Consider the following 13,301-nt stretch of genomic DNA (forward strand, 5'->3'; position numbering starts at 1 on the left):
GGACAAGACCGACGGGTCGTTGTGGACGACAGTACGGACGGCGCACTCGTGAGACGGCGTAGGAGAGAACGAGACCTGTGAGTGCTGCGACGACGCGAAGCCGTACCCCCGACCGCCTGTGTGCCGAGGCGGTAGACCTCGCCCGTGCGGCGGCCGAGGAGGCCGCCGCCCCCGGAGTGGTGGGCGGGCATGTCTCCGTCGTCTCCGAGGGCGACCGGGTCGTCACCCACTTCTTCGAGTGCAAGGACCCCGCCTACCGGGGCTGGCGGTGGGCGGTCACCGTGACGCGCGCCTCCCGCGCGAAGCTCGTCACCCTCGACGAAACGGTGCTGCTTCCGGGCGACGACGCGCTGCTCGCCCCCGAGTGGGTGCCGTGGAGCGAGCGGCTTCGCCCCGGTGACCTGGGGCCCGGCGACCTGCTGCCCACCGAGGCCGACGACCTGCGGCTGGAGCCGGGCTGGACGGGCGAGGACGCGCCGCCGCCGAACTCGGTGGTCTCCGAGGAGATGGCGGAGCTGGTCGAGGCGGAGGACGCCGACGTCACCGACCGGGTCGTGGTGCCGGAGCGCGGCTCCATCGCCTCCGTCGCCGAGGAGCTCGGCATGCGGCGGGCGCGGGTGCTGTCGCGGTACGGGCTGCACAGTGCGGCGGACCGCTGGGACGAGGCGTTCGGGGCCAAGACCCCGATGGCGCAGGCGGCGCCGGCGTCGTGCGTGTCGTGCGGGTTCCTCGTCAAGATCGGCGGCTCGCTGGGGCAGGCCTTCGGGGTGTGCGCGAACGAGTTCAGTCCGGCGGACGGGCGGCTGGTGTCGCTGTCCTACGGGTGCGGGGCGCACTCGGAGGCCGCCGTCATGCCGAAGCCGTTGCGGCCGGCGCCGCCGGTGCTGGACTCGATGGCGTCGGACGAGTTCCTGCTGCGGCCGGCCGAGGATTCGGGGTCGGTGCCGGTGGCGGACCTCCCGCCGGCGGACCTGGGCCACTCCTGACGGGTGCCCCACGGGGCTGGATGTGCCCCCGGCCGGGGCTGCGGGGGCGCCGGCGGGGCCGGATCAGCGGTTGCGGCGGCGGCGGAGGAGAGTGCGGCCGGCCAGGACCAGGGCCGTGGCCAGGGCGAGGGTCAGGGCGCCCTTGGTGAAGGAGCCCGGCCGGGGCTTCGGGGATGCGGGCGGCGCGCCCTGGACGGGGCCGGCTGACGGCGGCGGGGTGCTCGTCGTCGTCGGGCGGACCGGGACCGCGATGACCCGGCTGTTCGTGCCCTCCGAGCCGAACATCAGCGCCGAGCCGTCCGCCGTGTACGTCACCGACTCCGCCTGCCCCTGCCACGGCGCGGACACCGCCTCCCCCGGACCCTGCGGCCGCCCGTCCTTCCACGGGTACGTCTTCGCGAAGAAGTACCCGCGCAGCGTCAGCCGGCCGCCGTCCGGCGAGAACGCCCCGTCCGTCACCCACGGCACGTCCGCGATGCGCCGGAACACGTTGGTGTCGTCGGCCGACAGCCGCTCGGGTCCCTCGTAGAGCCCGCCCGTCCGCTCGTTCTTGCTCGCGATGTACACCCTGCCCGTCACCGGATGCACCATCAGCGCCTCCGCGTTGCGCGGGCCGTCCGCGTACCGCACCGTGAACTGTTCCGCCTTGACCGTCGCGTCCGCCAACTCCCTTGGTTCCGGGAAGCGGTAGATCCAGACGTGGTCCCAGGTGCCGTCCCTGTTGTCCCCGATGTCCGCGACGTACAGCTGCCCGTCCGGGCCCAGCGAGATCGCCTCGACGTCACGCGGCCGCCCGATGCCCGTCAGCGTCACCCGCGCCACCGTCCGGCCCGTCGCGGAATCGACGGCGTACACGAACGGGCCGTCGTCGCTGTCGTTGTGCGTCCAGTAGACGCCCGGGTGGATGCGGCTGGCCGCGAGCCCGCTGGACTCCTTGATGCGCGGGTCCTGGAGGGTGAAGTCCGACGCCCCGGCCCCGGCTCCGGTGGCGGCGGCCGCGGCCACCGGGGAACCGGTGAGGACGACGGCGGCGGTGAACGCGGTCAAGATCGGCAGCAGGCGCATTCCCCAAGCCTGCCAGGCCGCCGGGCGTGGCGGGCATCACAGCGGCCGTGGACCGGTGATCCGCGATGATGACCGGATGCGTTTCATGTTCGTCGGCGATTCCATGACCATCGGACGCGCCGGCGACTACACCTGGCGCTACCGGATGTGGCAGCACCTGTGCGCCACCCTGGGCGACTCCTTCCGCATCGTCGGCCCGCGCAGCGCGCTGTACGACGCGGCCGCCGACGCTCCCGTCAGCCACGCCTACGCCGACCCCGAGTTCCCGGAGGACGCCCGTCGGCACCTGGCCGGCTGGGGCGAGGGCTGGCAGCACATGGCCCCGCTGATCGGGCCGGCGGCCACCGCGGCCGAGCCGGACGTGCTGCTCGTCTCGCTCGGGCTGATAGACCTCGGCTTCTACACGGACGCGCCGCAGACCGCCGTCAACGTCCGCCGGTTCATCGCGCGGGCCCGCGCCGCCCGCCCCGGCGTCCGGATGGTCCTGCTGCCCGTCATACCGAACGTCCGGGCCGACTACGACGCGCCCTTCGCCGCCCAGGTGGCCCACTTCAACGAGCTGCTCGGCAAGGCGGTGGCGGACCTGTCCACCCCCGCCTCGCCGATCCTGCTGGCCGCGCGCCCGCAGGGCTACGAGCTGGCCCGGGACACGTACGACGGCACCCACCCCAACGCCTCGGGCGAACACCGCCTGGCGGCCGAGTTCGCGTCGGCCCTCCACCAGGCGTGGGCGGTCGGCGGTCCCTACCGGGCGGCGGCGGACGCGGACGCCTGAGGGCCCCGGCCGGGCAGGGGCCGGCCGGTCACCGGGCTCTCCGGCCGGTCACCCAGCCTCACCGGGCTCACCGGCCGGTCACCCAGCCTCACCGGCTCACCGGCCGGTCACCCAGCCTCACCGGCTCGCCGGCCGGTCACCCAGCCTCACCGGCTCGCCGGCCGGTCACCCAGCCTCACCGGCTCACCCCGCTCACGAGGCTCACCAGGCGAAGGCCTCCGGGGACGGCCCCGGGCCGGGGAAGATCTCATCCAGCGCCGCCAGCACCTCCTCGTCCAGCTCCAGTTCCAGCGCGCGCAGGGCGCTGTCGAGCTGCTCGGACGTGCGCGGGCCGACGATCGGGCCGGTGACCCCTGGCCGGGTCAGCAGCCAGGCCAGCGCCGTCTCGCCGGGCTCCAGGCCGTGCTTGTCGAGGAGGTCCTCGTACGCCTGCACCTGCGCCCGTACCGAGCTGTTGGCCAGCGCGTCCGCCGAGCGGCCCGAGGCGCGGCGCCCGCCCTGCGCCTCCTTCTTGATGACCCCGCCGAGCAGCCCGCCGTGCAGCGGGGACCAGGGGATGACGCCGAGACCGTACTCCTGGGCGGCCGGGACGACCTCCATCTCGGCGCGCCGTTCGGCGAGGTTGTACAGGCACTGCTCGCTGACCAGTCCGAGCGAGCCGCGCCGGGCGGCCGTCTCGTTGGCCTGGGCGATCTTGTAGCCGGGGAAGTTGGACGAGCCCGCGTAGAGGATCTTGCCCTGCTGGACCAGGACGTCGACGGCCTGCCAGATCTCCTCGAAGGGGGTCCGGCGGTCTACGTGGTGGAACTGGTAGACGTCGATGTAGTCGGTCTGGAGCCGCTTGAGGCTCGCGTCCACGGCCCGCCGGATGTTGAGGGCCGACAGGCGGTCGTGGTTGGGCCACGGGTCGCCTTCCGCGGCCATGTTCCCGTAGACCTTGGTGGCCAGGACCGTCTTGTCCCGGCGGCCACCGCCCTGGGCGAACCAGGTACCGATGATGGCCTCGGTGCGGCCCTTGTTCTCACCCCACCCGTAGACGTTGGCGGTGTCCACGAAGTTGAGGCCCGCGTCGAGCGCGGCGTCCAGGATGCCGTGGCTGGTCGGTTCGTCTGTCTGCGGACCGAAGTTCATCGTGCCGAGGACGAGTCGGCTGACTTTGAGTCCGGTGCGTCCGAGCTGCGTGTACTTCATGGGACCCAAGCCAACTGCTTCGAGTCGACTCGAAGCAAGAGCACCGAGGGTCGTGAGGACTACTGCCCGACGGCGGCCGCCACGGCGACGACGACGAACATCAGCACGAGCACACCGGCCATGACACGGTTTCTGGTCTTCGGATCCACCCGTCGAGCCTAACGCGATACGCGGCGCCGGCTGTCGCGGGGCCGCTGCGACACCGCTCACAGGCCGTGCTGCCGGGGCCGAACTCGCGCTACCGCCGCCCGTGTTTTCCCCCTCCCGGCGGCGAGCCGCTACGCGGCGGCCAGCGGCCAGGCGCCGACCACCTCGTAGCGGGGCTGCTCGCCCGGGATCCCGTGGGCGGGGAGGTTGCTGCGGACGAGGCTGAGGGTGTCGACCTGCCAGGGCGTGCCTTCGAAGGGGGCGAGGGCGTCGAGGTGGGGGCGGAGGTGGGCACCGTGGGAGCCGCGCGCAAGCGTGAGGTGCGGGGTGTAGCGGCGGTGCTGCTCCATGGGGATCCCGGCCCGGCGGGCGGCGGCGTCGGCGCGCTCGGCGAGGAGCCGCATCCGGTCGAGGTCCCCCGCGGCGCCGGCCCACAGGGCGGTGTCGCCGAAGTGGCCGGAGCCGTGGATGCGCAGGGGGAACGCCTCCGTGCGGGCCGCTGCGCGGGCGAGGCGGGTGTGGAGCTCGGGGATGAGCTCCTCGCGGACCTCGCCCATGAAGGCGAGCGTGAAGTGCCAGGACGCTTCCGCGGTCCAGCGGAGCGAGGGGTCGGGGGCGAGTGCCCGGACGGCCCGGCGGAGTTCCGCGACGGCGGTGGCCGGGGGCATAACGGCGGCGAACAGCCTCATGGGGGTGACCTTAGCCCTGCGGACGTCTGCGGCGCCGACGCGCGGCCCGATGTGGCTCCGCCCCAGCCCCCGGGGCGGCTCCGGCGGGGCCGGACGTGCTCCCCCGGCGCCGAGCCCTGCGAGGCGGCCCCTGCGGGGCTGGAGTGGCGGCGGCTTCGACGCGGGGGCACGTGAGCCGTGTGGCGGTCGTTGGCGGCCTGTGCCCAGCCCCGGACAGGCCGCAGACGCCGTGGCGGGAGGAGCGCGTGGCGATCATCGGCGGCTTGGCCCGAGCCGAGGGGGCCTGCGGACGCTGTGCGGGAGGAGCGCGTGGCGATCTGTTGTGCCGGGGGGCGGGCCCCCTCGCTGCGCCCGGCTTTCGGGGGCTCCGCCCCGGACCCCGCGCTTCAAGCTCCCCCGGCGCCGAGCCCTGCGAGGCGGCCCCTGCGGGGCTGGAGTGGCGGCGGCTTCGACGCGGGGGCACGTGAGCCGTGTGGCGGTCGTTGGCGGCCTGTGCCCAGCCCCGGACAGGCCGCAGACGCCGTGGCGGGAGGAGCGCGGGGCGATCGTCGGCGGCTTGGCCCGAGCCGAGGGGGGCCTGCGGACGCTGTGCGGGAGGAGCGCGTGGCGATCTGTTGCGCCGGTGGGCGGGCCCCCTCGCTGCGCCCGGCTTTCCGGGGCTCCGCCCAGACCCGGCGCCTCAAGCTCCCCCGGCTACCGCTGGGAGGTGCCCCTACGAGGCCGAATCGGCGGGTGGCTCCGGCGGGGCCGGAGGTGCGGGGTCTCCGCAGGCGGCGCTGGGCCGGGGCTCCTGGCCCCCCGGCCTCACGGCAAGGGCCCCGCCCCCGGACCCCGCCGCGAGGTGACGTCTCCGTCCCCGGGGCCTCCGCGCAGGGGGCTGCCGCCATGGGCTTCGCCGCGAGGGGGATGTCTCTGTCCCCGGGGCCTCCGCGCAGGGGGCTCCCGTCCTGGGCTTCGCCGCGAGGTGACGTCTCCGTCCCCCGGGGCCTCCGCGCAGGGGGCCCGCCCCCCGGCGTCGCCGCGAGGGCGCCCGCCCCCGCGGCGCCCCCGGCAGGGGTCAGGCCGCCTTGACCAAGGTGTGGCCGGTCGTCGGGACGAAGGTGACGCCGTGGCGGGAGAGGCTGACGCGGAGGTTGCCGACGCGCGAGAGGACCAGGGCGATCGCCAGCGCGGCCGCCAGCGAGACCGCGCCGCCCGCGGCCATGCCGATGCGGGCGCCGTACGTGTCCGTGATCCAGCCCACCAGCGGGGCCCCGAGCGGGGTGCCGCCGGTGAAGACCATCATGAACAGCGCCATCACCCGGCCCCGCATCTCCGGGTCGGTCGCCATCTGCACGCTCGAATTCGCCGTGACGTTGACCGTCAGGCCGAACATCCCGATGGGGACGAGGAGTGCCGCGAACAGGCAGTAGGACGGGGCGAAGGCCGTCACGACCAGCAGGACGGAGAACAGCACCGCCGCCACGACCAGCACCCGCAGCCGCGAGTGCCCGCGCCGGGCCGCCAGCAGGGCGCCCGCCAGGGAACCCGCCGCGATGAGCGTGTTGAACAGGCCGTACGTGCCGGCGTCCCCGTGGAACACGTTGCCCACGAACGCCGAGAGCCAGATCGGGAAGTTGAACCCGAACGTCCCGATGAACCCGACCAGCACGATCGGCCAGATCAGCTCGGGCCGGCCGGCGACGTACCGCAGGCCCTCCCGCAGCTGGCCCTTGCCGCGCGGCTGCCGCTCCACCGGGTGGAGTTCACGCGTCCGCATCATCAGCAGCGCGGCGATCGGGGCCGCGAAGGACAGTCCGTTCAGCAGGAAGGCCCAGCCGGAGCCGACGGCGGTGATCAGCACACCGGCGATCGCCGGGCCGACCAGCCGCGCGGACTGGAAGTTGGCGGAGTTCAGGCTGACGGCGTTCGCGAGCTGGTCCTTGCCGACCATCTCCGGGACGAACGTCTGGCGCGCCGGGTTGTCCAGGACGGTGACCAGGCCGAGCACGAAGGCGGCGAGGTAGACGTGCCACACCTGGACGTGTCCGGCCAGGGTGAGGGCGGCGAGTGCCACGCCCGTCAGTCCCATGGCGCCCTGGGTGGCCAGCAGCAGCGGCCGCTTGGGCAGCCGGTCGGCGAGTACGCCTCCGTAGAGGCCGAACATCAGCATCGGCAGGAACTGCAGCGCGATGGTGATGCCCACCGCGGAGGCCGAGCCGGTGAGGGACAGGACCAGCCAGTCCTGGGCGATGCGCTGCATCCAGGTACCGGTGTTGGAGACGACCTGTCCCGTGGCGAAGAGCCGGTAGTTCCGGATCCTCAGCGAGCTGAACATGGAGTTCCGGCTCGCGGGTCGCGTAGTGGTGGATGTGTGGCCGGGTGCGGAGTCTGCTCCGGTTCCCGTACTCAAAAGCGTTCGCCTCCTGGCGTCGGACGGTTACAAGTGCGCGAGCTTCTCCAGGACGGGTGCCGCGGCGCGCAGCTTGGCCCATTCGTCCTCGGTGAGCTCGGCCGCGAGCCCGGCCAGGAAGGCGTTGCGCTTGCGACGGCTCTCTTCGAGCATCGCTTCGGCTTCCTCGGTCTGGCTGACCACCTTCTGGCGGCGGTCGTCGGGGTGCGGCTCCAGCCGTACCAGTCCCTTGGCCTCCAGCAGCGCGACGATGCGCGTCATCGACGGCGGCTGCACGTGCTCGCGCCGTGCCAGCTCGCCGGGGGTGGCCTGGCCGCAGCGCGCGAGGGTGCCGAGCACCGACATCTCGGTCGGGCTCAGTGACTCGTCGACGCGCTGGTGCTTGAGCCGGCGGCCCAGCCGCATGACGGCGGAGCGGAGGTCGTTCACGGCGGCGGCGTCGTCGCCGTGGGAAAGGTCGTGCATGTTCTTTAGAGTAACTCATTACTCTCGCTAAAGAACACCGGTTTCCGGGCGTCACACGTCACACCATCGGACAGCCCGCGGGTTTCGTCACTCGTCCGGGTGAGGTGCGTGCGGAAAGTGACACGCGTCCCGGGGCGGTGCCCCGACTCTTTGCGGCATGGGGACTCATGTGCTGAGCATGCGCATAGACGGGGAGCTGCTCGACCGCCTCCGGACACATGCCGCCAAACGCGGAATGAGCGTCCAGGACTATGTCGTCCGGACGCTCATTCGCGATGACTTCGACGAGCGCTTCAAGGCGGCCGTCGACGAGACGGAGAAGTTCTACGGGCTCACGTAGGCCCTGCGCGCTCCGTGAGGCCCGCTATGTGAGGCCGAGGGCCGGCATCGCGTAGTAGAAGACGAACACCGCCGCGACCACCCACATGGCCACCGGGACGCCGCGGGCCCGGCCGGTCGTCAGGCGCAGGGTGCAGAAGCTGATGAAGCCGATGCCGATGCCGTTGGTGATCGAGTAGGTGAAGGGCATCATCACCATCGCCAGGAAGGCGGGGACGGCGATGGTGAAGTCGCTCCAGTCGATGTCCCGGACCGAGCCGGCCAGGATCAGGAAGCCCACCGCCACCAGGGCGGGCGTCGCCGCCTGGGAGGGGACCATCGTCGCCAGCGGCGTGAGGAAGAGCGAGACGGTGAACAGGGCGCCGGTCATCACGTTGGCCAGGCCCGTGCGGGCTCCCTCGCCGACGCCGGCCGTGGACTCCACGAAGCAGGTGGTGGCCGAGGAGGACGTGGCGCCGCCCGAGGCGACGGCCAGGCCGTCGACGAGCAGGACCCGGTTGATCCCGGGGAAGGTGCCGTCCGGCTTCGTCAGCTTGGCCTCGTCGCCGACGCCCAGGATGGTGCCCATCGCGTCGAAGAAGCAGGACAGCAGCACGGTGAAGACGAACAGGACGCCGGTGAGCACGCCGACCTTGCCGAAGCCGCCGAACGGGCTGACCTGGCCGACGAGCCCGAAGTCGGGTGCGGACAGGGGGTTGCCCGGCCACTGCGGCACGGTCAGGCCCCAGGCGGCGGCCGGAAGGTCGGTGACCAGCTGGACGACGACCGCGAGCACGGTCATGGCCACGATGGAGATCAGGATCGCGCCGGGCGTCTTGCGGATCAGCAGGGTCAGCGTGAGCAGCACGCCGAGCGCGAAGATCAGCACGGGCCAGCCGTGCAGGTGGCCGCCGGCGCCGAGCTGGAGGGGCACCGTGGTGTGGGCGACGTCGGGGATGCGGGAGACGAAGCCCGAGTCGACCAGGCCGATCAGCATGATGAACAGGCCGATGCCGATCGAGATGCCCTTGCGCAGGCCGAGCGGGACGGCGTTCATGACCCGCTCGCGCAGGCCGGTGGCGACCAGCAGCATCACCACGAAGCCGGCGAGGACGACCATGCCCATGGCGTCGGGCCAGCTCATCCGGGGTGCGAGCTGGAGGGCGACGACGGTGTTGACGCCGAGGCCGGCCGCGAGGGCGATCGGGACGTTGCCGATGACGCCCATGAGGAGGGTGGAGAACGCGGCCGTCAGAACGGTGGCGGTGACGAGCTGGCCGCCGTCGAGCTGGTGGCCGTACATGTCCTTCGCGCTGCTGAGGATGATCGGGTTCAGCACGATGATGTAGGCCATCGCGAAGAACGTCGCGAAGCCGCCGCGGATCTCGCGGGCCACGGTCGAACCGCGCTCAGAGATCTTGAAGTAGCGGTCGACGGCGTTGGTGGGGGCCGCGGCGGGTGCCGAGGTGCTCATGCGGTCCTCAAAGGGTCATTTGGTTATTCATACGAATAAAACCGGTCGCAGGCAAACCGTTTCAGTATGAACAGATGAGGGAACGTGCGTCCATCTCCGCGCGTAGACCCCCCGGACGTGGTGCGGACCACCGCGGACGGCTCCTCTGTGCCTCGCCCCGGCCTCCCCCCGGGCCTCTCTTCGGCCTCCCTCCGGCCGCCCCGGGCCGCCCGCCTAGACTGGCCGCATGGCGAAATGGACCGCACAGCACGAGGCCCCCGAGCCCCTGGAGGGCCCCGTCGTCGCGACCGTCGTCGGCGGCACGATCATCTGGTTCGTCCTCTTCCTCGTTCAGCTCCCCTTCTACGGGTGGTTCGCGGACCGGGGCATGCTGTGGTGGGTCTGGACCCCGGCGGCCGGCACGGCCCTCGGCCTGTTCGGCATCTGGTACGCCCGCGGCCGCGAGGCGGCCATCAAGCGGCACAAGGAGCAGCAGTCGGCGCAGGCCGTCGCGGAGCCGCACCCCGAGGTCTGACGGGGGCCCGCCGGAGCGGCCTGCCGGCGGATGATCCGGATCGTCCCGAAGCCGGACCTTCCGTCCGCTCGGCGGGTGAAGCGTTCGAACGCCCTTTACCGTCGAGAGCATGACGCAGCGGGCGAAGACCGACACGAACGGACCGGAGCCGGGCGGTACCGGTGGCGGTACGGGCGGTGGCAGCGGCGCCGGTGGCGCGGCCGCCTCCGGGACGGCCATCGACGCGGGGGCCGAGCTGGACCCCGTCCACCCCGTGCGTCCCCCGGCGCCCCGGTTCAAGCCGGGTGGTCTGAGCACCGCGGAGGTCGCCGAACGCGTGGCCCGCGGCGACGTCAACGACGTGCCGGTGCGCTCCTCGCGCTCCACCTCCGAGATCGTCCGGGCGAACGTCTTCACCCGCTTCAACGCCATCATCGGCGTGCTGTGGCTGATCATGCTGCTCGTCGCGCCGATCCAGGACGGCCTCTTCGGCTTCGTGATCATCGCGAACACCGGCATCGGCATCGTCCAGGAGCTGCGCGCCAAGAAGACCCTCGACGGGCTCGCGGTCATCGGCGAGGCCAAACCCAGCGTCCGCCGCGACGGCCGGACCGCCGAGATCTCCACCTCCGAGATCGTCCTCGGCGACGTCATCGAACTCGGGCCCGGGGACAAGGTCGTGGTCGACGGGGTCCTCGGCGAGGCCGAAGGGCTGGAGATCGACGAGTCCCTGCTGACCGGCGAGGCCGACCCGGTGCTCAAGAAGCCCGGCGTCCCGGTCATGTCCGGCTCCTTCGTGGTCGCCGGCGGCGGCGCGTTCACCGCCACCAAAGTCGGCCGCGAGGCCTACGCCGCCCAGCTCGCAGAGGAGGCGTCCCGCTTCACCCTCGTCCAGTCCGAGCTGCGCACCGGCATCTCCACCATCCTCAAGTACGTCACCTGGATGATGGTCCCGACCTCGATCGGCCTCATCGTCAGCCAGCTCGTCGTCAAGAACTCCAACCTCAAGGACTCCATCGCCCGGACCGTCGGCGGCATCGTGCCGATGATCCCCGAAGGGCTCGTCCTGCTGACCTCAGTCGCCTTCGCCATCGGCGTCATCCGGCTCGGCCGCAAGCAGTGCCTCGTCCAGGAGCTGCCCGCCATCGAAGGGCTCGCGCGCGTCGACGTCGTCTGCCTCGACAAGACCGGCACCCTCACCGAAGGCGGTATGGACGTCACCGAGCTGCGCCCGCTCGGCGGCGAGGACCGCGCGTACGTCGAGAAGGTGCTCGGCGCGCTCGGGGAGTCCGACCCGCGCCCCAACGCCAGCCTCCAGGCGATCATCGACGCCTACCCCGACAACGCGGAGTGGCGCTGCACCGAATCGCTGCCGTTCTCCTCCGCCCGCAAGTACAGCGGCGCCAGTTTCAGCGAGGGCGACGGCGAGAACACCACCTGGCTGCTCGGCGCCCCCGACGTGCTGCTGCCCGCCGGGGACCCGGCGCTGGAGGAGATCGGCGCCCTCAACGAACAGGGCCTACGGGTGCTCCTGCTGGCCCGTTCCGCCCGCGAGCTGGACGACCCGGCCGTCGCCGACGGGGTCCGGCCCACAGCCCTCGTCGTCCTGGAGCAGCGGCTGCGGCCCGACGCCGCCGACACGCTGCGCTACTTCGAGGACCAGGACGTCAAGGCGAAGGTCATCTCCGGTGACAACGCCGTCTCCGTCGGCGCGGTGGCCGGCAAACTCGGGCTGCCAGGTGCCCAGAACACGGTCGACGCGCGCGAACTGCCCGAGGTGCGGGCCGACATGGCCGAGGTCCTGGACGGCAACGCGGTCTTCGGCCGGGTCTCCCCGCAGCAGAAGCGGGACATGGTCGCCGCGCTCCAGTCCAAGGGGCACACCGTCGCGATGACGGGCGACGGCGTCAACGACGTACTCGCCCTCAAGGACGCCGACATCGGGGTGAGCATGGGCTCCGGTTCGGAGGCCACGCGCGCGGTCGCCCAGATCGTGCTGCTGAACAACAGCTTCGCCACCTTGCCCTCGGTGGTCGCCGAGGGCCGCCGGGTCATCGGCAACATCACCCGGGTGGCCACCCTCTTCCTCGTGAAGACCGTCTACTCGGTGCTGCTGGCCGTCCTCGTGGTCTGCTGGCAGGTGGAGTACCCGTTCCTGCCGCGCCACCTGACGCTGCTGTCGACGCTCACCATCGGCATCCCCGCGTTCTTCCTCGCGCTCGCCCCCAACAAGGAGCGGGCGAAGCCGCACTTCGTGAGACGGGTGATGCGCTACGCGATCCCGGGCGGGGTGATCGCGGCGGTCGCCACCTTCGTGACGTACCTGCTCGCCCGCCACCACTACACCGGGGCGGACAGCCTCAAGGCCGAGACCAGCGCCGCGACGCTGACCCTGTTCCTGACCTCGATGTGGGTGCTGGCGATCATCGCCCGCCCCTACACGTGGTGGCGGATCGCCCTGGTCGGGGCGATGGGCGGGGCGTTCCTCCTCGTGCTGGTCGTGCCGTGGCTACAGGACTTCTTCCAGCTGCGGCTGGAGGGCACGGCCTTGCCGTGGACGGCGGTGGCGGTCGCGGCGGCCGGCGCCGCGCTGATCGAGTTCACGTTCCGCTGGGTCGGCCGGAGGTTCCCGGCCTAGGCCGACGCGGCCTGGCCGGGAACCGGCGGGTGAGGGAGCCGGCTCAGCCGAGGTCGTGCTCAGCCGAGGTCGTGCTCAGCCGAGGTCGTGCTCAGCCGAGGTCGTGCTCAGCCGAAGTTGCACTCGCCCAGGCCCGTGCGCCACGCGTAGGAGGCGTCCGTGTAGGGCGCGTACACCCAACCGGAGGCGTTGCCGTACCAGCCGGAACTGTGCCATTCGTTGTCGACGTAGTACCAGACGTTGCCCTGGTTGGCGATGTTCTCGCCGCGCTTCCAGCACAGGACGTCGACGTAGTCCCCGTTGAAGACGTCCGAGGTGACCTTGCCCGCCGTCGAGGTGTGGTTGCCGTAGACGCCCACCCCGTGCGAGGTGGAAAGGCGGGTCCACCCGCTGGTGGCGGAGGCGGTGGTGACCCCCGCGGCCAGCGCGCCTACGGTCAGGGCCGCGACCGCACCGGCCATGGCGCCGCGGCGCCCGAGCGTGAACTTCATGGGTTCTCCTGTCGGAAGTCGGCTGCCGGGCCCGTCCACCGGGTCCGGCGATGGGGCCAACCATCAGCAGCGGCAACGGTGTCCGACAAGGGGGTTCGACGGGCTCGGACGACCCTGGACGGCCCCGGACGGGCCGGTCCGCGCGGCGCGGCGGAGTTGGCCGGTCGAGCCGTTACG

At 72.3% G+C, this 13,301-nt stretch carries 12 protein-coding genes; 5 read left to right on the plus strand and 7 right to left on the minus strand.

Features of this window, described 5'->3' with window-relative positions; translation table 11 throughout:
* Positions 1–77 precede the first annotated feature (77 nt).
* Positions 78–986 carry a DUF3027 domain-containing protein gene (locus IE207_RS04995; RefSeq protein ID WP_190182824.1) on the plus strand — a complete coding sequence of 303 codons (909 nt, stop codon included), beginning with the start codon at positions 78–80 and terminating at the stop codon, positions 984–986.
* 63 nt (positions 987–1,049) lie between these two features.
* Here the strand turns inward: IE207_RS04995 and IE207_RS05000 are convergent, their stop codons facing one another.
* Positions 1,050–2,051: a YncE family protein gene (locus IE207_RS05000; protein WP_190182825.1), complete on the minus strand. Its 1,002-nt coding sequence runs from the start codon at positions 2,049–2,051 to the stop codon at positions 1,050–1,052.
* A gap of 76 nt (positions 2,052–2,127) precedes the next feature.
* Here IE207_RS05000 and IE207_RS05005 point away from each other — a divergent pair, with 76 nt between their 5' ends.
* Positions 2,128–2,826: a GDSL-type esterase/lipase family protein gene (locus IE207_RS05005; RefSeq protein ID WP_190182826.1), complete on the plus strand. Its 699-nt coding sequence runs from the start codon at positions 2,128–2,130 to the stop codon at positions 2,824–2,826.
* Between the two features lie 201 nt (positions 2,827–3,027).
* Here the strand turns inward: IE207_RS05005 and IE207_RS05010 are convergent, their stop codons facing one another.
* The 4 genes from IE207_RS05010 to IE207_RS05025 form a co-directional block, all read right to left on the minus strand.
* Entirely contained in the window at positions 3,028–4,017 is a 990-nt protein-coding gene (locus IE207_RS05010; RefSeq protein ID WP_190182827.1) for an aldo/keto reductase, read from the minus strand.
* Between the two features lie 278 nt (positions 4,018–4,295).
* Positions 4,296–4,853, minus strand: coding sequence for an RNA 2',3'-cyclic phosphodiesterase (gene thpR / locus IE207_RS05015; RefSeq protein WP_190182828.1), 558 nt, complete (start codon positions 4,851–4,853; stop codon positions 4,296–4,298).
* Between the two features lie 1,057 nt (positions 4,854–5,910).
* Complete coding sequence (locus IE207_RS05020; RefSeq protein ID WP_190182829.1) at positions 5,911–7,245, minus strand: MFS transporter; 1,335 nt, start codon at positions 7,243–7,245, stop codon at positions 5,911–5,913.
* Positions 7,246–7,272: 27 nt separating this feature from the next.
* On the minus strand, positions 7,273–7,710 hold the full coding sequence (locus tag IE207_RS05025; RefSeq protein ID WP_190182830.1) for a MarR family winged helix-turn-helix transcriptional regulator: 438 nt from the start codon (positions 7,708–7,710) through the stop codon (positions 7,273–7,275).
* Between the two features lie 157 nt (positions 7,711–7,867).
* On the opposite strand from IE207_RS05025, the gene IE207_RS05030 reads away from it, so the two are divergent.
* Positions 7,868–8,050, plus strand: coding sequence for a hypothetical protein (locus IE207_RS05030; protein WP_030156886.1), 183 nt, complete (start codon positions 7,868–7,870; stop codon positions 8,048–8,050).
* Positions 8,051–8,074: 24 nt separating this feature from the next.
* Here the strand turns inward: IE207_RS05030 and IE207_RS05035 are convergent, their stop codons facing one another.
* Positions 8,075–9,502 (minus strand): NCS2 family permease, encoded by a 1,428-nt coding sequence (locus tag IE207_RS05035; RefSeq protein WP_190182831.1) that lies wholly within the window; start codon positions 9,500–9,502, stop codon positions 8,075–8,077.
* Between the two features lie 226 nt (positions 9,503–9,728).
* On the opposite strand from IE207_RS05035, the gene IE207_RS05040 reads away from it, so the two are divergent.
* Both IE207_RS05040 and IE207_RS05045 read left to right on the plus strand, forming a co-directional pair.
* The gene (locus tag IE207_RS05040) at positions 9,729–10,016 is read left to right on the plus strand and encodes a DUF2530 domain-containing protein (RefSeq protein WP_190182832.1); all 288 of its coding nucleotides are present in this window, start codon (positions 9,729–9,731) and stop codon (positions 10,014–10,016) included.
* Between the two features lie 109 nt (positions 10,017–10,125).
* Positions 10,126–12,633: a cation-translocating P-type ATPase gene (locus IE207_RS05045; protein WP_190182833.1), complete on the plus strand. Its 2,508-nt coding sequence runs from the start codon at positions 10,126–10,128 to the stop codon at positions 12,631–12,633.
* Between the two features lie 107 nt (positions 12,634–12,740).
* On the opposite strand, the gene IE207_RS05050 is transcribed toward IE207_RS05045, so the two are convergent.
* The gene (locus tag IE207_RS05050; RefSeq protein ID WP_190182834.1) at positions 12,741–13,124 is read right to left on the minus strand and encodes a hypothetical protein; all 384 of its coding nucleotides are present in this window, start codon (positions 13,122–13,124) and stop codon (positions 12,741–12,743) included.
* Between the last annotated feature and the right edge of the window lie 177 nt (positions 13,125–13,301).

The organism is Streptomyces cirratus, assembly GCF_014650775.1.
Classification (GTDB): domain Bacteria; phylum Actinomycetota; class Actinomycetes; order Streptomycetales; family Streptomycetaceae; genus Streptomyces; species Streptomyces cirratus.

What these genes read in the sequence shown, in the direction of transcription:
- IE207_RS05040 (WP_190182832.1), top strand. Translation starts at nt 9,729, where the DNA reads ATGGCGAAATGGACCGCACAGCACGAGGCCCCCGAGCCCCTGGAGGGC.
- IE207_RS05005 (WP_190182826.1), top strand. Translation starts at nt 2,128, where the DNA reads ATGCGTTTCATGTTCGTCGGCGATTCCATGACCATCGGACGCGCCGGC.
- IE207_RS05035 (WP_190182831.1), bottom strand. Translation starts at nt 9,502, where the DNA reads ATGAGCACCTCGGCACCCGCCGCGGCCCCCACCAACGCCGTCGACCGC.
- IE207_RS05025 (WP_190182830.1), bottom strand. Translation starts at nt 7,710, where the DNA reads ATGCACGACCTTTCCCACGGCGACGACGCCGCCGCCGTGAACGACCTC.
- IE207_RS05000 (WP_190182825.1), bottom strand. Translation starts at nt 2,051, where the DNA reads ATGCGCCTGCTGCCGATCTTGACCGCGTTCACCGCCGCCGTCGTCCTC.
- thpR (WP_190182828.1), bottom strand. Translation starts at nt 4,853, where the DNA reads ATGAGGCTGTTCGCCGCCGTTATGCCCCCGGCCACCGCCGTCGCGGAA.
- IE207_RS05030 (WP_030156886.1), top strand. Translation starts at nt 7,868, where the DNA reads ATGGGGACTCATGTGCTGAGCATGCGCATAGACGGGGAGCTGCTCGAC.
- IE207_RS05010 (WP_190182827.1), bottom strand. Translation starts at nt 4,017, where the DNA reads ATGAAGTACACGCAGCTCGGACGCACCGGACTCAAAGTCAGCCGACTC.
- IE207_RS05045 (WP_190182833.1), top strand. Translation starts at nt 10,126, where the DNA reads ATGACGCAGCGGGCGAAGACCGACACGAACGGACCGGAGCCGGGCGGT.
- IE207_RS05050 (WP_190182834.1), bottom strand. Translation starts at nt 13,124, where the DNA reads ATGAAGTTCACGCTCGGGCGCCGCGGCGCCATGGCCGGTGCGGTCGCG.